The 19,847-nt window shown below is 60.9% G+C and carries 16 protein-coding genes; 6 read left to right on the top strand and 10 right to left on the bottom strand.

The window, feature by feature from the left end:
- Window positions 1-156: 156 nt before the first annotated feature.
- Window positions 157-924 (bottom strand): DODA-type extradiol aromatic ring-opening family dioxygenase, encoded by a 768-nt coding sequence (locus tag J3P88_RS21600; RefSeq protein WP_434571536.1) that lies wholly within the window; start codon window positions 922-924, stop codon window positions 157-159.
- 102 nt (window positions 925-1,026) lie between these two features.
- Between J3P88_RS21600 and J3P88_RS21595 the strand changes: the two genes are divergently transcribed.
- The gene (locus J3P88_RS21595) at window positions 1,027-1,680 is read left to right on the top strand and encodes a thiopurine S-methyltransferase (RefSeq protein WP_186705347.1); all 654 of its coding nucleotides are present in this window, start codon (window positions 1,027-1,029) and stop codon (window positions 1,678-1,680) included.
- A gap of 92 nt (window positions 1,681-1,772) precedes the next feature.
- Here the strand turns inward: J3P88_RS21595 and htpX are convergent, their stop codons facing one another.
- The gene (htpX, locus tag J3P88_RS21590; RefSeq protein ID WP_186705346.1) at window positions 1,773-2,660 is read right to left on the bottom strand and encodes a protease HtpX; all 888 of its coding nucleotides are present in this window, start codon (window positions 2,658-2,660) and stop codon (window positions 1,773-1,775) included.
- Window positions 2,661-2,963: 303 nt separating this feature from the next.
- Complete coding sequence (locus tag J3P88_RS21585; protein WP_018603142.1) at window positions 2,964-4,175, bottom strand: pyridoxal phosphate-dependent aminotransferase; 1,212 nt, start codon at window positions 4,173-4,175, stop codon at window positions 2,964-2,966.
- A gap of 220 nt (window positions 4,176-4,395) precedes the next feature.
- Here J3P88_RS21585 and msrB point away from each other — a divergent pair, with 220 nt between their 5' ends.
- The 3 genes from msrB (at window position 4,396) to J3P88_RS21570 (ending at window position 5,987) form a co-directional block, all read left to right on the top strand.
- The gene (gene msrB, locus J3P88_RS21580) at window positions 4,396-4,788 is read left to right on the top strand and encodes a peptide-methionine (R)-S-oxide reductase MsrB (protein WP_434571533.1); all 393 of its coding nucleotides are present in this window, start codon (window positions 4,396-4,398) and stop codon (window positions 4,786-4,788) included.
- 255 nt (window positions 4,789-5,043) lie between these two features.
- Window positions 5,044-5,529 (top strand): glutathione peroxidase, encoded by a 486-nt coding sequence (locus tag J3P88_RS21575; RefSeq protein ID WP_434571531.1) that lies wholly within the window; start codon window positions 5,044-5,046, stop codon window positions 5,527-5,529.
- The gene (locus J3P88_RS21570; protein ID WP_072408019.1) at window positions 5,526-5,987 is read left to right on the top strand and encodes a MarR family winged helix-turn-helix transcriptional regulator; all 462 of its coding nucleotides are present in this window, start codon (window positions 5,526-5,528) and stop codon (window positions 5,985-5,987) included. Before J3P88_RS21575 ends, J3P88_RS21570 begins: the two co-directional genes overlap by 4 nt.
- Here J3P88_RS21570 and J3P88_RS21565 read toward each other — a convergent pair.
- Complete coding sequence (locus J3P88_RS21565; protein ID WP_434571529.1) at window positions 5,971-8,292, bottom strand: response regulator; 2,322 nt, start codon at window positions 8,290-8,292, stop codon at window positions 5,971-5,973. The genes J3P88_RS21570 and J3P88_RS21565 overlap by 17 nt on opposite strands.
- A 163-nt stretch (window positions 8,293-8,455) precedes the next feature.
- Between J3P88_RS21565 and J3P88_RS21560 the strand changes: the two genes are divergently transcribed.
- The gene (locus J3P88_RS21560; protein WP_434571528.1) at window positions 8,456-9,346 is read left to right on the top strand and encodes an ATP-binding protein; all 891 of its coding nucleotides are present in this window, start codon (window positions 8,456-8,458) and stop codon (window positions 9,344-9,346) included.
- A complete protein-coding gene (locus J3P88_RS21555) occupies window positions 9,343-9,825 on the top strand; it encodes a GAF domain-containing protein (RefSeq protein WP_186728133.1) in 483 nt (160 codons plus the stop codon). Before J3P88_RS21560 ends, J3P88_RS21555 begins: the two co-directional genes overlap by 4 nt.
- Here the strand turns inward: J3P88_RS21555 and J3P88_RS21550 are convergent, their stop codons facing one another.
- The 6 genes from J3P88_RS21550 to J3P88_RS21525 form a co-directional block, all read right to left on the bottom strand.
- On the bottom strand, window positions 9,826-12,774 hold the full coding sequence (locus tag J3P88_RS21550) for an HD domain-containing phosphohydrolase (protein WP_434571527.1): 2,949 nt from the start codon (window positions 12,772-12,774) through the stop codon (window positions 9,826-9,828).
- Window positions 12,775-12,890: 116 nt separating this feature from the next.
- A complete protein-coding gene (locus J3P88_RS21545; protein ID WP_434571525.1) occupies window positions 12,891-16,508 on the bottom strand; it encodes a transporter substrate-binding domain-containing protein in 3,618 nt (1,205 codons plus the stop codon).
- An 8-nt stretch (window positions 16,509-16,516) separates the two neighbouring features.
- Window positions 16,517-17,143 carry a response regulator transcription factor gene (locus J3P88_RS21540; RefSeq protein WP_186705339.1) on the bottom strand — a complete coding sequence of 209 codons (627 nt, stop codon included), beginning with the start codon at window positions 17,141-17,143 and terminating at the stop codon, window positions 16,517-16,519.
- A 449-nt stretch (window positions 17,144-17,592) separates the two neighbouring features.
- A complete protein-coding gene (locus tag J3P88_RS21535) occupies window positions 17,593-18,921 on the bottom strand; it encodes a deoxyguanosinetriphosphate triphosphohydrolase (protein WP_186705338.1) in 1,329 nt (442 codons plus the stop codon).
- Between the two features lie 203 nt (window positions 18,922-19,124).
- Complete coding sequence (locus J3P88_RS21530; protein WP_053120523.1) at window positions 19,125-19,460, bottom strand: hypothetical protein; 336 nt, start codon at window positions 19,458-19,460, stop codon at window positions 19,125-19,127.
- Window positions 19,457-19,846: a phage holin family protein gene (locus J3P88_RS21525; protein WP_060738527.1), complete on the bottom strand. Its 390-nt coding sequence runs from the start codon at window positions 19,844-19,846 to the stop codon at window positions 19,457-19,459. Before J3P88_RS21525 ends, J3P88_RS21530 begins: the two co-directional genes overlap by 4 nt.
- Window position 19,847 lies beyond the last annotated feature (1 nt).

The raw sequence follows: 19,847 nt of genomic DNA, 5'->3' as shown, positions 1-19,847 counted from the left end.
GACTGGTTCGGGGATTTTTTTCGCCTGTCGTTTGGTGTTCCTTCAGGAAGGTAGCGTGGGCGCCATCGCGAGCAAGCTTGCTCCCACAATGAATTTTCGGTGCTCACAAATCCCCTGTGGGAGCGAGCTTGCTCGCGATGGAAGCGACTCGGTCAATCAGTCGAACCGATAAATGTCCATCCCCAGCGTCCCCATGGTGAACCCCCCATGGGCAACACTGAATTTCCCACCCGCACCCCGGGCAAAATACAGCGGCAGCAAGTGCTCGTCGCTGGGGTGGCTGCGCACGGCATTGGGCGCCTGGCGGCGGTAGTCGTGCAACGCGGTTTCGTCGTTGGCTGTCAGTTGCTCGACCATCCAATCGCGAAAGGCCTTGGCCCAGGGCTCGATGCTGTCAGGGCCGGCATTCCAGTCCAGGTCGCGCAGGTTGTGGGTGATGCTGCCGGAGCCGATCAGCAAGACGCCTTCGTGGCGCAGGCTCGCCAAGGCCTGGCCCACCTGGGTCTGTAACACCGGCCCCTGGCGACTAGGCAGGGAAACCTGTACCACCGGGATGTCGGCGTCGGGGTACATCAACGACAATGGCACCCAGACGCCATGGTCGGACGGCCGTTGAGGGTCGAGGCGTGTCGGCAGGTGCGCGGCGTTGAGCATGTCTGCGACTTGCATCGCCAGTTGTGGATTGCCTGGCGCGGGGTATTGCACTTCATATAGCGCCGGTGGAAAACCGCCGAAGTCGTGCCAGGTGCGTGGTTGCGGGTTTGCGCTGACCAGCAAGTCATTGCTTTCCCAGTGGGCGGAGACAATGACGATGGCCTTGGGCTTGGGGAATTGAGCGGCAAGGCTGGCCAGCGCCGGGCCGCTGGCGCCGGGCTCCAGGGCGAGCATCGGTGAGCCATGGGAGATAAACAGGCTGGGCAGCATGGACGGACTCCTGAGCGTTAAGATGGGTCATCTTCCGTCAGGTCTATGATCTAAATCTAATATAAGTTTTAGCCCGTTTTGATCGATTTTTTGGAGTGAATCATGGAGCCCGAGTTTTGGCACAAGCGCTGGTCATCGAACCAGATCGGTTTTCACTTGCCGGAGGTGAACCCCTACCTGCAACGGTTCTGGCCGCAGCTGGGATTGGCCCAGGGCAGTCGGGTGCTGGTGCCGCTGTGTGGGAAAAGCCTGGATCTGTTGTGGCTTGCCGATCAGGGGTATTCGGTGTTGGGGGTGGAGTTGTCGGAAAAAGCTGCGGCTGATTTTTTCCTTGAACATCAGCTTGAGCCGAGCATCAGTGAAGAGGGCGCGTTCAAAGTCTTTCGGTCCGGTGATATCGAAATTCGCTGCGGTGATTTTTTTGCCCTGGAGCCGGAGGATGTGGCCGATTGCACGGCGCTGTATGACCGTGCGGCGTTGATCGCCTTGCCAGTGCCGATGCGGGAACGGTACGCGACTCATCTGCAGAAGATCTTGCCAAACGGCGTCGGATTGTTGATTACCCTGGATTACAACCAGGATGAAATGCCGGGTCCACCTTTCTCCGTGGGAAATGATGAGGTGCAGCGGCTGCTGGGGAATGGCTGGCGGCTGGAAGTCTTGCAGGAGCAGGATGTGCTTGGGGAGAGCTGGAAGTTCTTGCAGGCGGGTGTGAAGAGGCTGGATGAGCGGGTGTATCGGATTTTCGGCCGCTGATGTGTTGGCTGGGATGGCGTCAGGTCGGCAGTACACAAATGAGCAGACAAGAAAAAGCCCGCATTACTGCGGGCTTTCTTTTGAGTTACCTATCAGCCCCGACGACGCAGTGCGTCAATGCGCTCTTCCAGCGGCGGGTGGCTCATGAACATGCGAGCCAGGCCCTGCTTGATGCCACCGTTGATGCCAAAGGCATTCAGGGTGTCGGGCATGTGCACCGGCAGGCCTTGCTCGGCGCGCAGGCGCTGCAGGGCGCCGATCATGGCGCTGGTGCCGGCCAGGCGTGCACCGGCGTCGTCGGCGCGGAACTCGCGTTTGCGCGAGAACCACATGACGATGGCGCTGGCGAGGATGCCCAGTACCAGCTCGGCGAAGATGGTCGCCACGTAGTAGGCGATGCCCTGGCCTTCTTCGTTCTTGAAGATCACCTTGTCGACGAAGTTACCGATGATCCGGGCGAAGAACATCACGAAGGTGTTCACCACGCCCTGGATCAACGCCAGGGTCACCATGTCGCCGTTGGCGACGTGGCCGATCTCGTGGGCCAGCACGGCCTTGACTTCATCGGGCGAGAACCGCTCGAGCAAGCCCTGGCTGACGGCAACCAGGGCGTCGTTCTTGTTCCAGCCAGTGGCGAAGGCGTTGGCCTCGTAGGCCGGGAAGATACCGACTTCCGGCATCTTGATACCGGCTTCGCGGGACAACTGCTCGACTGTCTGCAACAGCCATTGTTCGTGACGCGTGCGCGGCTGGCTGATGATCTGGGTACCGGTGCTCATCTTCGCCATCCACTTGGAGATGAACAGCGAGAACAGGGAACCGGCGAAACCGAACACCGCACAGAAGATCAGCAGCTGAGTGAGGTTGAGGTCAACCCCATTGGCCGCCATGAACCCGTTGAAGCCGAAGAGGCTCAGGGTGATGCTGGCAATCAGCACGACCGCCAGGTTAGTGGCCAAGAACAGCAGGATGCGCATCATGGTTGTGAAAATCTCCTCATGCTAAAGATGTAGCGTTATGCGGGGTATATAAGGTGCTGCCGCAGGCTATTCAACTCGCCGACTATTTCAAACTGTGTCCTACAGCCGTCCTAAATGTTTGAAAGACTTTTCTGAAAGTGACAAGGGAAAAGAAATGCGCTGCCTGCGCCCCATGAACGTTGAGCCCCGCTGCACGTTGGCCGTCCTGCACCGAGTGTAGAAGGCCCGACGAAACCGGCCCGAACGGATATGTTGCTGAATCAAACAGCGTGCGAGGTGAGGACGCCTCGCACGCAGTCCGGCTTATTGACGGTAGGACTTTAGGAAGTTGCCGATCCGGCCAATGGCCTGGTCGAGGTCATCGACCCGTGGCAGGGTCACGACGCGGAAGTGGTCCGGCCATGGCCAGTTGAACGCCGTACCCTGGACCACCAGCAGCTTTTCGGACAGCAGCAGGTCGAGGACGAATTTTTCATCGTTGTGGATCGGGCAGACCTTCGGGTCGATCCGTGGGAAGGCGTACAGCGCGCCCATGGGCTTGACACAACTGACGCCGGGAATGTCGTTGAGCAATTCCCAGGTGCGATTGCGTTGTTCCAGCAGCCGGCCCTGGGGCAGGACCAGGTCGTTGATGCTTTGGTAGCCGCCCAGTGCCGTCTGGATCGCGTGCTGGCTCGGCACGTTGGCACACAGGCGCATGTTGGCCAGCATGTCGATGCCTTCGATGTAGCTCTGGGCATGGTGCTTGGGCCCGGAGATGGCGATCCAGCCGGAGCGGAAACCGGCAACCCGATAGGATTTGGACAGGCCGTTGAAGGTCAGGCACAGCAGGTCCGGCGCCAGGGATGCGGTGCACACGTGCACGGCGTCGTCGTAGAGGATCTTGTCGTAGATCTCGTCGGAGAACACCACCAGGTTGTGCTGGCGGGCCAGTTCCAGCATGCCCAGCAACACTTCCCGGGAGTACACGGCGCCGGTCGGGTTGTTCGGGTTGATGATCACCAGGGCCTTGGTGTTCGGGGTGATCTTGGCCTTGATGTCCGCCAGGTCGGGGAACCAGTTGGCCTGTTCGTCGCACAGGTAATGCACCGGGTTGCCGCCGGAAAGGCTTACGGCAGCGGTCCACAGCGGATAATCCGGTGCCGGCACCAGTACTTCGTCGCCGTTGTTGAGCAGGGCCTGCATGGACATCACGATCAGCTCGGACACGCCGTTGCCCAGGTAGATGTCCTCGATGCCGATCCCTTCGACCTGCTTTTGCTGGTAATACTGCATTACGGCCTTGCGCGCGCTGAACAGGCCCTTGGAGTCGCTGTAGCCCTGGGCGGTCGGCAGGTTGCGGATGACGTCCTGGAGGATTTCATCGGGCGCTTCGAAACCAAAGGGGGCCGGGTTGCCGATGTTCAGCTTGAGGATGCGATGGCCTTCCTCTTCCAGGCGTTTGGCGTGCTTGAGCACCGGGCCGCGAATGTCGTAGCAGACGTTGGCGAGCTTGTTCGATTTGCTGACCTGCATGGCGATGTGTTCCCGAAAATGAACGATCCAGGCGGCGTGTGAACTACCGTACTGGGGATCCTGCGTCTGTGCCCAGGCCTGACGCGGTATAGGCGCCACAATCCGTTTGAATGCGCATGACGTGACTGCCAGACTGGCGTCTGACGAGGCGCAATCATACGTGCCGCCCGATCTGCGGAAAAGCGTCGGATCGGGCTTTTTCAATTGCCGAGGTAGGACGATGGAAAAGTTGCAGAAAACCCTTGAAGAATGGCGCGCCATGCTCGACCCGGAGCAGTACAACGTCTGTCGGTTGAAGGGCACCGAGCGGCCATTCTCCGGTAAATACAACGAAACCAAGACTGACGGTGTGTATCACTGCATCTGCTGCAACGAGCCGTTGTTCGATTCGCAGACCAAATTCGATTCGGGCTGTGGCTGGCCGAGTTTCTACGCGCCGATCGAAGGCAGCGCGGTGGTAGAGGTAAGGGACGTCAGCCACGGCATGATCCGCACCGAGGTGGTTTGCGCCCAATGCGATGCCCACCTGGGCCATGTCTTCCCCGACGGCCCGCCGCCTACGGGATTGCGGTACTGCATCAATTCGGTGTGCCTGGACCTGGTCCCCCGGTAGGGACTGTTCACCACGACCCCTGTGGCGAGGGAGCTTGCTCCCGCTGGGAGGCGCAGCCGCCCCAAAACGGCTTGGCGCGGTTTTTCAAGAAGACCGTGTCGGCCGGTTTACGACGGCTGCGCCGCCGAGCGGGAGCAAGCTCCCTCGCCACAGAGTCCCGTAGGTTCTCAAGGCCGTGGGGCGAACAATTAGATTGCATACAATTTAATTGCTCGCTATCTTCTTCGTCCTCTTCTTCCAATCCGGAGTCTTGCCATGAGCGACAACCTGCTGAGCATCCCGTGCACCACCATCAAGGGTGAGCAAAAGACCCTCGCTGATTTTGCCGGCAAGGCTGTGCTGGTGGTCAACACGGCCAGCCAGTGCGGATTTACCCCGCAGTACAAAGGGCTGGAGGCGTTGTGGCAGACCTACAAGGACCAGGGCCTGGTGGTACTGGGCTTTCCCTGCAACCAGTTCGGCAAGCAAGAGCCGGGCAATGAAGGGGCGATCACCGAGTTCTGCGAACTGAGTTTCGGCGTGAGTTTTCCCCTGTTCAAGAAAGTCGAAGTCAACGGCGCCAACGCCCATCCACTGTTCGTCCAGCTTAAACAGCGGGCCCCTGGCGTGCTGGGGTCCAAAGGCATCAAGTGGAATTTCACCAAGTTCCTGATCGGCAAGGACGGCCAGGTGGTCAAGCGTTTTGCCCCGACCACCAAACCCCAGGATCTGACCGGCGAGATCGAAGCACTGCTCAAATGAATGATCTGTCAGCCGATTCGTTGAAGCTCGACAGCCAGTTGTGCTTCAAGCTGTACGCCGCTTCCCGTGCGGTGATCCGTGGCTACAAGCCGATGCTCGATCAACTTGGCCTGACCTATCCGCAATACCTCGCAATGCTGGTGTTGTGGGAGTGGCAGGACACGGCCCCGCCACAGCCGACGGTCAAGGCCCTGGGTGAGCGTTTGCTGCTGGATTCCGGCACGCTGACGCCGCTGCTCAAGCGCCTGGAGCAGTTGGACCTGGTCCAGCGCCAGCGTTCAGCCCGGGACGAGCGGGAGGTGCACTTGAGCCTGTCGGCTGCGGGGCGCGCCTTGCGCGAGCAGGTCGGCCCGCTCAAGGCCCGCCTGTTGTGCGACAGCGGTGTCGATCTGGACCGCCTGGGCGCGTTGCGAGACGGTCTCGATCATCTGCTGGGCCAGATCAAAGCGCTGACGTAGTGGGCACCCATTGGTCCAGCACGGCCGCCAGTTCTTCGCGGCGGAACGGCTTGGACAGGTAATCATTCATGCCGGCCGCCCGGCAGCGCTCACGTTCCTCGGGCATCGCGTTGGCCGTCAGTGCAACGATCGGCAGGTCCGACCAGCGCCCGCTGCGGCGAATCTGCCGGCTGGCTTCGTAACCGTCCATCACTGGCATGTTGCAGTCCATCAACACCAGATCGAACACCCGCTGTTCCAGTTGATCCAGGGCTTCGACGCCGTGGGCCGCGACGGTGACTTCACAGCCCAACTTGACCAACATGCCCTTGGCCACCAGTTGGTTAACCGGATTGTCCTCCACCAGCAATACCTGTCCGCGCCTGGACGGCACCAGGGTTTCGATCTGTGCGTCGTTGATGGTGGTCGCCTCGTTTTGCATGGCGCGTCGCAGGATCTGGTACAGCGCATGGCGTGCCAATGGTCGGGCCTGTTGTATCAGCGGTGCGAGGGCAGCCGCTTCTTCGCTGGGCATGAAGCTGCCATAGGCGGTCACCAGCAGGATCGGCGCATCAAAGGTCGGTCGCAGGTTGAACAGGCATTCCGGGCAGTCAGTGATCAGCACGTCAGGCTTGAGCCCCAGCAGCCCGTCATCGATGGAGCGCCGCACATAATCCAGGCCGCATCCTGGCAGTAGCATGCCTAGCAACTCGGCCAGGCCGCTGCTGCTGGCGGTGATGGCGACGACATTGCCGTGCAGCGGTTCGACCGGCGTTGCCGGAAGATGGCAGGGCAGCGGCAGCTCTGCACAGAACTGACTGCCGAAGCCGGCCTCGGAACTGATCGTCAATCGGCCCTGCATGGCTTCGCAGAGGTTGTAGGTCAATGCCAGGCCCAGCCCGGTGCCGCCAAACTGACGGGTAATCCCGGCCCCGGCCTGGGTGAACGGTTGCAGGATCCGCGCTTGGGCCTCCTGGGGAATACCGATACCGGTGTCGCAGACTTCGATTCGCACGCCGCCTTCGTAATGGCTCAACTTCACGTCGACCCGGCCAAAGCGCGTGAACTTCAATGCGTTGGACAGCAGGTTGCTGACGATCTGCCGCACTCGGGTCGGGTCGCCGATGACTTGTGCCGGGAACTGCGGCTCGATCAGGCAAGCCAGTTCGACACTGGGGGCCGCGTTCTGGGAAAGCAGATTGGCGGTGTCCTCCACCAGGGCGCCGAGGTCGAACGGGATGCGTTCGAGTTCCAGTTGACCGGCGTCGAATTTCGACAGGTCAAGGATGTCGTTGAGCAGTTCGACCAATACCTTGCCCGAGTCATGGGCAATCGAGAGCTGCTGCTGTTGCTCGGCCGTCAGGGGACCGTCCAGGGACAGGGCGATCATTCCCAGCAGGCCGTTGAGCGGCGTGCGGATCTCATGGCTCATGTTGGCGAGGAACACGGAGCGGGCTTCGGCCATGTCCAGGGCCGTGCGCCGGGCTACCTCCAGCTCCTCGTTGGACTGGCTGAGGCGGGCGTTGATGGCCTTGAGTTCGGCGGTGCGTGCCGAGACGATGTTCTCCAGCTGCGCCAGGTATTCAGTGAGGCGATTTTCGGCCGTGCGCCGTTGTTGAATTTCCGTGGAGATATTTTCGAACTGCTGGTTGGCGACGGACACCAGCACGCCGATTTCATCGGACTGGTGGCCGGAAGGGCATTCCAGGCGGTTCTGTTCGTTGCTGCTTGGATCGCGGCTGCTCAACTCGCGAATGACCCGCACCAGGGGCTTGGTCAGCATCACGTAGAACAGCGCCAGCAGCAGTCCGGTCAGGATCAGGCTGCGGGCGAAGCCGTTGAGCAAGGTGACCTCGGCGCGGCGCAGGAAGCGGCTGCCGAACGCATAGGTGTCGACGTCCAGTCGCAGTATGCCCAGGGATTCGCCGGGCAAATGATCCAGGTAGAGTCGGTCCTCGAACTGACGCTGGGCGCCGAACAGGAAGTCGCTGATGAACCGGTAGCTGCTTTGCAGTTCGGGCCGCTTGACGCTGGCCAGCACGGTATTGTTGTTGTCGATCAGCTCGGCCCCGATGATGGCCGGTGAGCGCAACAGGCCCATGGACAGCTCCTGGGCGAGTTCGGCGTCGATGTTGTAGGCGATGCGCGAGGCCGGGTTGTGGCTGATTTCCAGCAACGACAGGATTTCACGGTTGATCGACGCGTCTTCGCTGGCATAATCGATGCCGATCTGCATCAGGCTGAGCAAGGTGCCCAGCACGAAGCCCACCAGGACGGTCAGGCGGGCCTGCTTATAGGAAAGCCGTTGAGTGAATCGGATGTCCATGGAGTGATGAACCACTTACGTTTCCCTTCGCCGGTCAAGCATAGCTGATCATCTCTGAATACCGGTGCAACCGGTTGGTTTTGTGTGAAGTAGACCCGCCATTGGATACGGCGTTTCGTTGCTGGAGCGCCATCATTACTGTGAACCTGTCCGAGGAGAAGATGTGGACTCGCGATTGAATGCTTTTCTTGAGCGCGCCGATGCCGTGCTGGCCCGGATCGAGCCGTTGCTGCCGGCGCCCCGGCCCGCCATCGACTGGACCCAGACCCTTGCCGCCCGCTGGCAGCGGGACGGGCGCAGCGGCTACCTACTGCCGCTGCAAGTCAGCCTCGACATGCGCCTGTCGGACCTGATCGGCGTGGATCGCCAGGTCGAACAACTGGGGCGCAACACGCGGCAGTTCATTGATGGCATGCCCGCCAACCATGCCTTGCTCTGGGGCTCGCGTGGCACCGGCAAATCGTCCCTGGTGCGCGCCCTGTTGGCCGAACATGCCCAGCATGGCCTGCGGTTGATCGAGATCGAACGCGATCACCTGGCAGACTTGCCCCGGGTGGTCGAGCAGGTGGCGAAACTGCCACAGCGCTTCGTGTTGTTCTGCGATGACTTGTCGTTCGAGTCCGGCGAAGGCGATTACCGCGTGCTCAAGAGCGTGTTGGATGGTTCGCTGGAACAGGCGCCGGACAACGTGCTGCTGTATGCCACGTCCAACCGTCGCCACCTGGTGCCGGAAAAGGAAAGCGACAACGAAAACTGGAAGCGGGTCGACGGCGAACTTCACCCCAGCGAAGCCGTGGAGGACAAGATCGCCTTGTCCGACCGCTTTGGTTTGTGGCTGTCGTTTTATCCGTTTACCCAGGAGCATTTCCTCGACGTCGTGGAGCACTGGATCGGCGAACTGGCGGCCAAGGCCGGGCTGGCCTGGGAGCGCGATGAAGCCCTGGAGATACAGGCCGTGCGCTGGGCAACCGGTCGCGGCAACCGCAACGGACGTTGCGCTTATCAGTTTGCCCGTTACTGGGTCGGCCTGAAATTGTTGGAGCACAAGGCATGATCGATTTGAACGCTGCCGGCGAAGGCCTCGATGGCTACGGCTTGTTATCGGCACAGCTGGAATCCTTGCTGGCCGATGAGCGTGATTTCATCGCCAATGCCGCGCAGTTCTCGGCCTTTCTGTTCACGCAACTGGAAGACCTGAACTGGGCTGGTTTTTACCTCAATCGCAATGAAGAACTGGTCCTGGGGCCGTTCCAGGGCCAGATCGCCTGCGTGCGGATTCCCTTTGGCCGCGGCGTCTGCGGCACGGCGGCAGCGACCCGGCAGACCCAGCGCGTCGAAGATGTCCATGCCTTCCCTGGGCACATCGCCTGCGACAGTGCGTCGAACAGCGAGCTGGTGGTGCCGCTGGTCAAGGACGGGCGCCTGATCGGCGTGCTCGATCTGGATAGCCCGAAATTGGCGCGTTTCAGCGACCATGACCAGGCCGGCATTGAAGCGTTGGCTGCGATCTTCCTGCGCCTGACGGATTGCTGATCATGCCCTCAGCCCGGCCTTGGCCAGCAGGCTGTCGGGGTCGACTTCATCGATCTGGTGCGGGTCGAGGAACTGCTCGGCGTAGCTCAGGTAGATCTTTTCCTCGATGAACAGCCCGAACAGTTCGGGATCGATATGGGCGTCACGGCACATGGTGGCCATGATGCCCAGGGCCTCGCTCAGCTTCTTCGCTTTCTTGTAGGGGCGGTCGGCCGCTGTCAGTGCTTCGAAGATGTCGGCAATCGCCATCATGCGTGCCGGCAGGCTCATTTCCTCGCGTTTGAGGCGCTTGGGATAACCGCTGCCGTCCATCTTCTCGTGATGACCGCCGGCGATCTCCGCCACATTGTTCAGGTGGCTGGGGAAGGGCAACTGGCTGAGCATCAGGATCGTCTGCACCATGTGATGATTGATGACGTAGCGCTCCTCGCGGGTCAGCGTGCCGCGCGTGATGCTCAGGTTGTAGAGCTCGCCGCGGTTGTATTTCCAGGCCGGCACATCGAGCTGGAAGCCCCACGGGTTGTCCGCCGGGATCAGTTCAGCCGCGTGGCGCTCGAACAGGTGCTCGGGCTTGTCCGCCAACAGCGGCTCGGTGACCGGTAGCGTCGGCTTGGGCGTGCGGGCCTGGCGCCGATTCTCTTCCCAGGAAACCCCCAGGCGATCGTCGAGGGTCCGGGTCCATGGGCGTTGCGCGATGTGTTGCAAGCGTTGCAGGTCGGCCTCGGCCATGGCTTCGGAGCCCAGGTTGCAGCGCGCGACAAAAGCGAAGTCGTCATCCAGGGCCGTCAACGTCGCGTCACGCTGCTGCGCCAGGGATGACGACTCGCCGCCGTTTGCCACGGCCCGCCAGTAATCGATCCAGGCGTCGCGCTTGAGCACTTCGAAGCGGGTGCGTACTTCGTGGATCCGGTCGTTCAGGGTTTCCAGTTTGGTGGCTTTGTCGACGACGTATTCAGGGGTGGTGACCTTGCCGCAGTCGTGCAGCCAGGCAGCGATGTGCAGGGCTTCCCATTCATCCTCTGTGGGCTGATAGGCGTCGAATGCCGGCGCCTGGCTGGCGGCGGCGGCCTGGGCGAGCATCAGGGTCAGGACCGGCACCCGCTGGCAATGGCCACCGGTGTAGGGGCTCTTGGCATCGATCGCGCCAGCCAGCAATTGGATGAAGGCGTCCAGCAGTTGTTTTTGCTTGGCTTGCAGGCGCTGGCCTTCGATGCTCACGGTGGCGGCGCCGGACACGGCCTGGAGGAAGGCGATGCGGTCGGGCTGGAGTTTTTCCAGGTCGGCTTCGGTGCCGCTGTCGGTGATCAGCAACACCAACACGCCGACGGTTTCCTGGTGACGATTGCGCAGGCGGATGCCAATCAGATGGGCTCGAGGCGAGTCCAGTGCCCGCAGGATGCCCTGCAGGTCGGCCGCCTGCTCGAAGCCCAGGGAGGTCACCAGATTGTCCGAGACGGCCAGTTGCTGGAGCCATTGCGGGCTGTCGCCAGCCAGCAATTCAAGATTGCGCAGCTTGAAGGTTTCGAGGTCCCTGGGCGTGCCATCGATCACCAGCCCGTAGGGCTTGAGCCGATTGTCGTCGTTCTCGCGCAGGTAGATCAGGCCGGCCTGGGCCTGGCCGATTTTTACGGTTTCGAACAACACCCGCTCCAGCAGTGGGATGAAGCGTGTTTCGGCGCGCAGGCTGGCGGTGATTTCAAAGAAACTCGCCAGGGTGTCTTTCATGCGCGCCATCGAGACGCTCAACTGGTCGACCTCCAGCACCGGGGAGCGGCGTGACACCGGGTAGTTGAAATCGAAGCTGCGAATGGCGTCGGCTTCCTGCACCAGTTCGCGCAACGGCTTGACCAGGATCCTCGACGTCAACCAGCCCAGGGGCAGGCACAGCAGCAGGGTGGCGAGGGTGATGAGCGCGCCTTGCCAGCGCATGCGATAGGCGTTGTCCAGCAGCTCGTCTTCAGGCACCAGCAACGCCAGTTCCAGGCCTTGGGGCCCGCCTTCCTGCATGTGGCTGCGGGAAACGATCCACTGGCGTCCAGCCGCTTCCAGGCGGGTCGTGTCAGCGTTGTCATCGAGGACGGCGGCGATGGCCGGGCTGAGGTCGCGGGCCTTGATCAGGCGCGCCGACTGGGCGTCGGCGAGCAGCCGGTCGCTGTCGGGATAACCCACGGCGTTGCCCTTGGGGTCGAGCAGGACGATTTCGGTGCCGTTAGTGACCTTGTGCTTGGCCAGGGTCTGGGACAGGGCCGCCAGGGTCAGGTCGGCGCCGATGACCGCTTGCTCGCCGCTACGCCGGGCCAGGGTGGTGCCGACATTGTGGGTGGAGAAAAAAACGTAGGGTTCGGTGGTGATCTGCTCGGCGCTGTCGGCGGCGCTGCGAAACCAGCCACGGTTGCGCGGATCGTAGGTTTCGTCGGCGATGTCCCGGCGATTGATGAGCGTCAGGGTCTCGTCGTAGAACAGCGACTGGGAATGGACCGGGCCTTGCTCGGAGGCTCGCTCAACGGTCCAGACCTGATAGGCCGCCTCGGCGGGTGCCTGCAAGGCGGTTCTCAGGGCTGGGGTGCGCAATGGCCGAACCATCAGGAAGTTGCCACGCTGATCGCCCAGGTACAACGACGCCAGGTTCGGGTTGTCCCGTAGTGCCTGGCTGAAGGGCGCGAGCAGGGCCAGGCGTTGCGCCATCTGCGGCGTACGTGTCGCCGGGTAATCGGCCAACAGGCTCAACAGGTGGCGGATGGGTTCGTAGGTGTCATACAGGTCCAGGCGCACGTCCTGCTCAATGCGGTTGAACAGTTTTTCACTGCTGGAAAGGATGATTTGCGTGGTTTGCCGGTAGTTGAAAATGCCCAGCACCACCCCGGTCAACAACAAAAGCAGGGTAAACATCACGCTGATATGGACGTGCAGGGGGAACCGGCGTTTGTCCGGACGCGGTGCGCTGGGCATTGCAGTCACTCCATGGGGGCAGGGGGCGTTCTCGATGGTGTTTCCGCGTGCAAGGGAAACCGATCGAGAACCCCCCAGGTACGCACTGCTGAGCGAATAGCATAGTAAACACTGGGTTATTTTGCCTTGGCGATTTCCGTTTCCAGGGCCCGCTCCAGTTCGGTCATGGCGCGGTCGAGGGCATCGATGCAGTCGCTGATGCGTTCAGGTGCCTGTGCCTGATGACACGCCTGTTCCAGCGCCTCGCACCGCTGGATCAAAGAGGTCGCCTGGACGATGCGGGCGACGCCTTTGATCTTGTGCGCCGTTTCGGTCAGCGCTTGCCGGTTCGCTCCTCGGGCGTCGAGCAACTCCTGGCGATCCGCGCGGCTGCTGCTGAGTAACTCCGCCAGCAAGCGCCGGTTCGACGAAGGGTCGCCGCCGGTCAACGCCTGGAGGCTGTGGAGGGAGAAAACCGCTGGATGGCCGACCGGTTTGACGGTCTTGATCCACTGGCTCAGGGCGCTCAGGCTGATCGGTTTGAACAGGCAATCATCCATTCCGGCGTCCAGGCAGCGTTGTTTTTCCTCCGGCTGGGCATTGGCGGTGAACCCCAGGACCGTGCAGGGCGCCCGTCGCTGTTCGGACTCCTCGCGACGAATCGACCGGGCCAGTTCGTAGCCGCTCATGATGGGCATGTTGCAATCGGCAATGACCAGATCGAAATCGCCTTTTTGCCAAACTTCGAGCCCATGGGCGCCATCGTGGGCGACCTGGTAGTGATGGCCGAGGTATTCCAATTGCTGGGACATCAGCAAGCGGTTGGCCGGGTGATCGTCCACGATCAGGACGTTCAAGATGGCCTGTGCCGTTTCGATGACCGGTTCCAGTGGGGCGCTGACCGGCGCCGTTGACAGGACGGTGAGGTGCAGGCGGACCTGGACTTGGGTGCCGACGCCGGGTTGGCTGCTCATATGGAGGTTGCCGCCCATCATCTGGCACAGGTTGCGACTAATCACCAGCCCCAGTCCCGCGCCTTTGCGGGCCATCCGGCTGCTGTTATCGACCTGGGCAAAAGGCTCGAACAATCGATGCAGATCGGCCGGGCCGATGCCGATGCCGCTGTCGTTGACTTCCAGATGCATGTCCAGGACATCGTCCCGCTCGGTTGGGGATAGCCGGACCTTGACCACGACCTGGCCCTGCTCGGTAAATTTAAGGGCATTGCTGATCAGGTTCGACAGCACCTGCTTGAATCGCAAGGGGTCTATCGACACGTCAGGGTTTCCCTCGCCGGCGTCGAACTGCAACGACAACACCAGGTTTTTTTGCCGGGCTACGCCCTCGAAGACCCGTATGACCGATTGCAGCAGGGCCCTGAGATTGACGCGTTCGGGGGCCAGGCTCAGATGGCCGGATTCGATACGGGCGATGTCGAGGATATCGCCGATCAGCTCGAGCATGCCGGACGCCGACTCGTACGCGACTTCGATGGTCGAGCGGTCCAGGTGGCCCTTGTCGGCGTGTTTCAGGGCCAGCTCGAGCATGCCGATCACCGCGTTCATGGGGGTGCGGATTTCATGGCTCATGGTGGCGAGGAACGTGCTTTTGGCGCGGTTCGCGTCATCGGCCCGTTGCTTGGAGGCGCGCAATTCCTCGAATAACTGCCGTCGTTCACTGATGTCGATCCAGCCGCCAATGATGCCTTGCACTTCGGCGGCGGAGTTTCGGTAGGGGAGGATCCAGTGATAGATCGTCAGCTTCCGGTCGCCGATGTGCAGCGGGCGGTCGACGATCAGGGCGCTGCCTTCGGCCATGACGCGTTGGTAGTCCGCCTGGTACTCCTGCGCTTCGAAGGCGTTGCTCATGGAGCCTGGCATCGAGTCCTTGCCGATGACGTCTTCACGCCGGGCGTTGAACGCTTCCAGGTAACTGTCGTTGCAGCTTTGCAGGATACCGTTGCGATCCCTCACGTAGATGGGGTGCGGGGTGCCGTTGAGCAGTGCGTGCATGAATTCCAGTTGATCGTTGAGCGCCAGTTCCGCCCGTTGACGTTGCCTGATCTGGCGCCGCATGTAGGCGTTCCAGGCCAGGGACAGCAGCAGCAACAGGCCAACCCCCGCGACGACCTGGAAGAACAGGCGATTATAGGTGCGCCAGGTGTGTTCCGAGGGCGAGACGTAACCGCGCCAGCGGTTGTTGATGACGCCCAGTTCGTCAGGGTCGATGCTGGTCAGGGCCTTGTCGAGGATGGCGTTCAACTCGCTGGCGTGTCTGGCGGTGGCCAGCGCGAACAGCGCTTGCTGGGTGCCCACCGTGCTGCTGATTTGCAATCTGTCCCGCCACGCATGGGAGGAGATGAAGTAGTTGGCCATCACCTGCGAGTGCACGCTGCCGTCGACCTGGCCATGGGCGAGCATTTCCACGGCGCGCACGGAGCCGTCCGTTTCGATGATCCGGATATTCGGGTACTGGCTGCGTAGCCAGTCAATGACGGGGTTGCCTTTGGCGATCGCCAGGCTGGCTTGGCCGAACTGATCGAGTGTCGTGGGGGTGTCGGACTGTTTGCGAATCAGCAGGACGAACGCGCTGTCGATGTAGGGGCGGCTGAATTTCAACTGGCGTTGCCGTTCACTGCTGGGCAACAGTGCGGCGATCATGTCGGCTTGATCGTTCAGGACGGCAGCGATCATCTCACTGTCGTTCTGGTGGCGCTGGATGTCCAGGCGCAAGCCGGTGCGCAACCGGATCAGTTCAAGCAGGTCGGCACTGATGCCGCGAAAATCGCCGTCCGGATCGAAGAAGGTGAAGGGGGCGGAGGTTTCGTTCACCACCACCCGGACCACCGGATGCCTGTCCAGCCAACGTTGCTCGCGGTCGGTCAGTTGTACCCGGTGATCGGTGAGGTACAAGTCGCTGCCCGCACTCCAGCGTTTGGAGATGGCCGCCTGCTCGGCAATGGGGACCTGGTTCAGTATGGTGTTGATGATTTCCAGCAAGCGGGTATCGCCGCGGCGAACGGCGAAACCGAATCCATAGGTTTCATGCTTGCCGAAGCTGGCCATGCGGATATTGCTCAGGTAGCCCTTGCTGATCATGTAGTGGGTGGACAGGGTATCGCCGAGAAATACATCGGCCTGGCCAAAGGCGACGGCATTGATGGCGTTCTGGTAGGACGGGTAGGTGGTGATGATCGCCTTGGGGTAGAGTTTTTCTATTTCCCGCAGCGGCAGGTAGTGATAGACCATGCTCAGCCGCAACCCCTTGAGGTCTTCATTCAGGGATCGGCTTTCATCCGTTCGGGTGACGAGCACGGGTTGATCCACCGCGTATGGCGTCGATAGCACAATGTCGGGATCGCGGGCTTCGAAACCGTTGGCGGTGCCAAGCATATCGATGTGCCCGTTCTTGAGAGCCGCCATGGCGGCCTCACGGGAAGCGAAGCGCAGGACGCTGATGGGCCGGCCGGTGGCCTTGGCGACAATGTTGGCATAATCGGCGGTCAGGCCTTCGTAGTCGCGTCCACTGGCGGAGAGATCGAAGGGCGGGTAATCAGGTGCGGAGGTGCCCAGGACCAGTTCCTGTCGGTCTTTTAGCCAGGCGCGGTGAGCGTCATCGAGTTTGATCTCGGCCTGAGCCGTGGACGACCGACCCAGCAGCGTGTACTGCCCGGGCGTCTCTGGCGTCGCCGCGAGCGCTCCTGAGTACAACGCTACGCTGATCAGCAAGAGACATTCGGTTATGCGTCTGAGCATGATGTTTCTCACACCAGCGCGTTGCGCTTCGCCATTTCAATCAGCTCGACCAGGGACTTGACCTTGAGTTTCTGCATCAGACGTTTTTTATAAGTGCTGACGGTTTTATTGCTGAGAAACATTCCCTTGGCTATTTCCTTGTTGGTACGGCCCTGGGCAAAAAGTTGCAGCACCATCAGTTCCCGATCGTTGACGCTTTTGAAAAGGTCCAGCTCTACACTGCGTGGATCATCCGGGCGTACCGGGTTCAGCGCCTGGCTGGGAAAATAGTTGTAGCCGGACAATACCGCTTTGATCGCACTGACGAGTTCGCTGAGGTCTTCCTGCTTACAAACGTAACCAGAGGCACCGGATTGCATGCATCGGATCCCGAAGAGCGTCGGCGATTGTGCCGTGAGCACCAACGTCTTGAGCGGCGTGGTCATGGCGTTGAAGCGTGACAGGATTTCCAACCCGTCGAGTTTGGGGATGCTGATGTCCAGGATAACCAGGTCTGGCATGCACTCGCGCACCATTTGCATCGCGTCGACGCCGTTGTCAGTTTCTCCTACGACCTTATAACCCTCATGTTCCAGGAGCATGCGAACGGCGAGGCGAATGACCGGATGATCGTCGACAATGAAAACGGAGTTCATGAATAAATACCCTGCGAACTTGAATAAAGCGCGCACCTTAGCCCACTTACAGCCAGGGCCGTACGAAGAGACAGGCATGCAACTTCAATTTCAGAAGTTTCCTACAAAAAAAGAGGCAAGATATTACGACGTAAACGGTTTTTTAGTAGGTGGATGACAATAAAGAGGGGGGGTTGTTGGCAATGAGTGAATGAATATTTCTTTGATTGTTTTTTGCGCAAACAAGGGAAGCGTTTAAATCAAGGTTCGTGTAAGCCAAACATTTATTTATCTAGTTCAAACTTCCTGTGGCGCAGCGCTACAAAATTCACATTCACCCCCATTCCCTGTGGGAGCGAGCTTGCTCGCGATGACGGTGGCACATCCTGCATCGATGAGCTACCGCCATCGCGAGCAAGCTCGCACACAGGTTTTGTGCCAGGTGCCGCACACCGTCGACTCCCCGCCTTTTATTGACGCGTACGGCCCGTCATCTCCTGGGCCATCTCGCTGGCGTAGCTGTCAGTCATGCCGGCGATGAAATCGATCATGCGCAAGAACGCACCATGCAAAGGGCCGTTGGGATCCGGCGCATTGTTCCCCAGCAGGTCGAGGATGCGGCGATTCTTGAACGAAGGCGTGCGCCCGCCGTGCTGTTCGAGGGCGGCGCCGCAAAAGCCGTTGAGCAGGATTTCCAACGTGGTGTAGGCACCGATTTCATGCAGGGTCTTGCGCTTGTCCTGGAAAATTTTCCGCCGTGCCATGTCCTTGGCATTCAACACGCAACGTTTTGCCGGGCCGTGCATATGTTCCACCAGGTCCCCTGGCAGCGTGCCGGCCAGCAACGCTTCCTGCTGCTCGACAAACGCCCGGGCGGCGGCGTTGGTCAAGTGTTCGATGGCCTTGCCCCGCAGGATCGCCAGCTTGCGCCGCCGAGAGTCCTGCGGCCCGAGCTGCCGGTAGGTGTCCGGAAGATCGTCGCCTACCAGGTCCAGGAGCAGCGATTCCACCTGGGGATATTCCAGAAGATCCATCTCCACGCCGTCTTCCAGGTCGATCAGCGCGTAGCAGATGTCATCGGCGGCCTCCATCAGATACACCAAGGGATGCCGTGCCCAGCGTTGATCCTCGATCTGTGGCAAACCGAGCTTGTGGGCAATCTGTTCCAACAGTGGCAGTTCGCTCTGGTAGCAACCGAACTTATGCTTCTTGTAGCCCAGGGAGTCGGCGTGACGGGCGGTCCAGGGGTATTTCAGGTAGGTGCCGAGGGTGGCATAGGTCAGCCGGGTTCCGCCGTCGAACTGATGGTATTCAAGCTGGGTAAGGACGCGGAAGCCCTGGGCGTTGCCTTCGAAGTTGAGAAAATCGTTGCGCTCGGCTTCGCTCATGGCATCGAGCCAGCCACGCCCGGCGGCCTGCTGGAACCAATAGCGAATGGCGTCCTCGCCGGAATGACCGAACGGCGGGTTGCCAATGTCGTGGGCCAGGCAAGCCGATTGCACCACCATGCCCAGGTCGCTGGGCTCGCACCAGTCGGGCAGGGCGTTGCGGATGGTTTCGCCCACACGCATGCCCAGGGAGCGCCCGACGCAACTGACTTCCAGGGAATGGGTCAGGCGCGTATGGATGTGGTCGTTGCTGGATACCGGATGCACTTGCGTCTTGCGTCCGAGGCGGCGGAAGGCACCGGAAAAGATGATGCGGTCGTGGTCCTTGTGGAAGGGACTACGGCCCAGCTCTTGTGGGCTGTGCAGCGGTTTTCCGAGACGTTCGCGAGTCAGCAGGGTATGCCAATCCAAGGCCGGTTGCTCCGTTCGATGAGGTCGATGCCCTAGCTTCCCGGTTCGTGGGGTGGCGTGCAAGGCCTATAGGCCTGCGCAGGCTGGATACATACCCTTTGTGACGAGGGAGCTTGCTCCCGCTGGACTGCGAAGCAGGCCAAATTTTGTGAGTGCTTCGCACTCAAGCGGGAGCAAGCTCCCTCGCCACAGGTGTAGGTTTTTCAGGGTTTGCGCAGGGTCTTGGCCAGCTTGATCAGCGGCAGCAATGTGGTTGCCAGGCGGATCAAGCCTGTTACACCACCGCCACCACCACGGCGGGTCCGTTTGCCAGTGAGAAAGCCCAGCAGGGACACCGCCGCCACGCCCCACAGTGGCGCATGCTTGATGCCGAAGCCTTCGTGCCAGCTTTGCGTCAAGCCGCGCACTCGATGCAAAGGCTGCAACAACTGGCGCGTCTCTTGCCGGATTTCCTGGCGATGCATTTCCATGCGCAGGCGCACCAGTGCCTTGCGCATTTCCTGTCGTGTCCGGGCTTGGGGGATATCAGGCAGGCTCATGGCAGCAGGCGCTCCCGGTCATTGGCCAGTTCTTCGAGGGTGGCATTGAAAGGGGAGGACTCGTCATAGATCGCCGCCTTGAGCCGCAGACCGCAAAACAGGGCCGCCAGCAGGTAAAACAGACACAGGCCGATAATGCCCGACAGACGATAGGTGTCCCACACCAGGATCAGCACCAGCGCCGAAAGCCCGACCAACAGCAGCAAGCCGAATACCAGCGCAAGGCCGGCGAACAGCAGGAGGCTGACGGTGCGTGCCTTCTGTTCCTGCAGTTCCATGCCGAACAATTCGACGTGACTGTGCAGCAAGCCTAGAAACGCCGCGCCCAGGCGGCGCGCTGTAGGTTGTGTGCCCGCTTCGGACGAGCCGGATTCGTCGATACCCATG

Source organism: Pseudomonas sp. Z3-6 (genome assembly GCF_051131985.1).
GTDB classification, from domain to species: Bacteria; Pseudomonadota; Gammaproteobacteria; order Pseudomonadales; family Pseudomonadaceae; genus Aquipseudomonas; species Aquipseudomonas zanjanensis.
The sequence above is the reverse complement of the archived record's forward strand: the minus strand, read 5'-3'. Positions and strand labels throughout refer to the sequence as shown.

Excerpts from the sequence above, each read along its gene's own strand:
- J3P88_RS21570 (WP_072408019.1), top strand. The coding sequence starts at position 5,526 with ATGAATGATCTGTCAGCCGATTCGTTGAAGCTCGACAGCCAGTTGTGC.
- J3P88_RS21595 (WP_186705347.1), top strand. The coding sequence starts at position 1,027 with ATGGAGCCCGAGTTTTGGCACAAGCGCTGGTCATCGAACCAGATCGGT.
- J3P88_RS21555 (WP_186728133.1), top strand. The coding sequence starts at position 9,343 with ATGATCGATTTGAACGCTGCCGGCGAAGGCCTCGATGGCTACGGCTTG.
- J3P88_RS21540 (WP_186705339.1), bottom strand. The coding sequence starts at position 17,143 with ATGAACTCCGTTTTCATTGTCGACGATCATCCGGTCATTCGCCTCGCC.
- htpX (WP_186705346.1), bottom strand. The coding sequence starts at position 2,660 with ATGATGCGCATCCTGCTGTTCTTGGCCACTAACCTGGCGGTCGTGCTG.
- J3P88_RS21575 (WP_434571531.1), top strand. The coding sequence starts at position 5,044 with ATGAGCGACAACCTGCTGAGCATCCCGTGCACCACCATCAAGGGTGAG.
- J3P88_RS21525 (WP_060738527.1), bottom strand. The coding sequence starts at position 19,846 with ATGGGTATCGACGAATCCGGCTCGTCCGAAGCGGGCACACAACCTACA.
- J3P88_RS21585 (WP_018603142.1), bottom strand. The coding sequence starts at position 4,175 with ATGCAGGTCAGCAAATCGAACAAGCTCGCCAACGTCTGCTACGACATT.
- J3P88_RS21600 (WP_434571536.1), bottom strand. The coding sequence starts at position 924 with ATGCTGCCCAGCCTGTTTATCTCCCATGGCTCACCGATGCTCGCCCTG.
- J3P88_RS21545 (WP_434571525.1), bottom strand. The coding sequence starts at position 16,508 with ATGCTCAGACGCATAACCGAATGTCTCTTGCTGATCAGCGTAGCGTTG.
- J3P88_RS21530 (WP_053120523.1), bottom strand. The coding sequence starts at position 19,460 with ATGAGCCTGCCTGATATCCCCCAAGCCCGGACACGACAGGAAATGCGC.
- J3P88_RS21550 (WP_434571527.1), bottom strand. The coding sequence starts at position 12,774 with ATGCCCAGCGCACCGCGTCCGGACAAACGCCGGTTCCCCCTGCACGTC.
- J3P88_RS21565 (WP_434571529.1), bottom strand. The coding sequence starts at position 8,292 with ATGGACATCCGATTCACTCAACGGCTTTCCTATAAGCAGGCCCGCCTG.
- msrB (WP_434571533.1), top strand. The coding sequence starts at position 4,396 with ATGGAAAAGTTGCAGAAAACCCTTGAAGAATGGCGCGCCATGCTCGAC.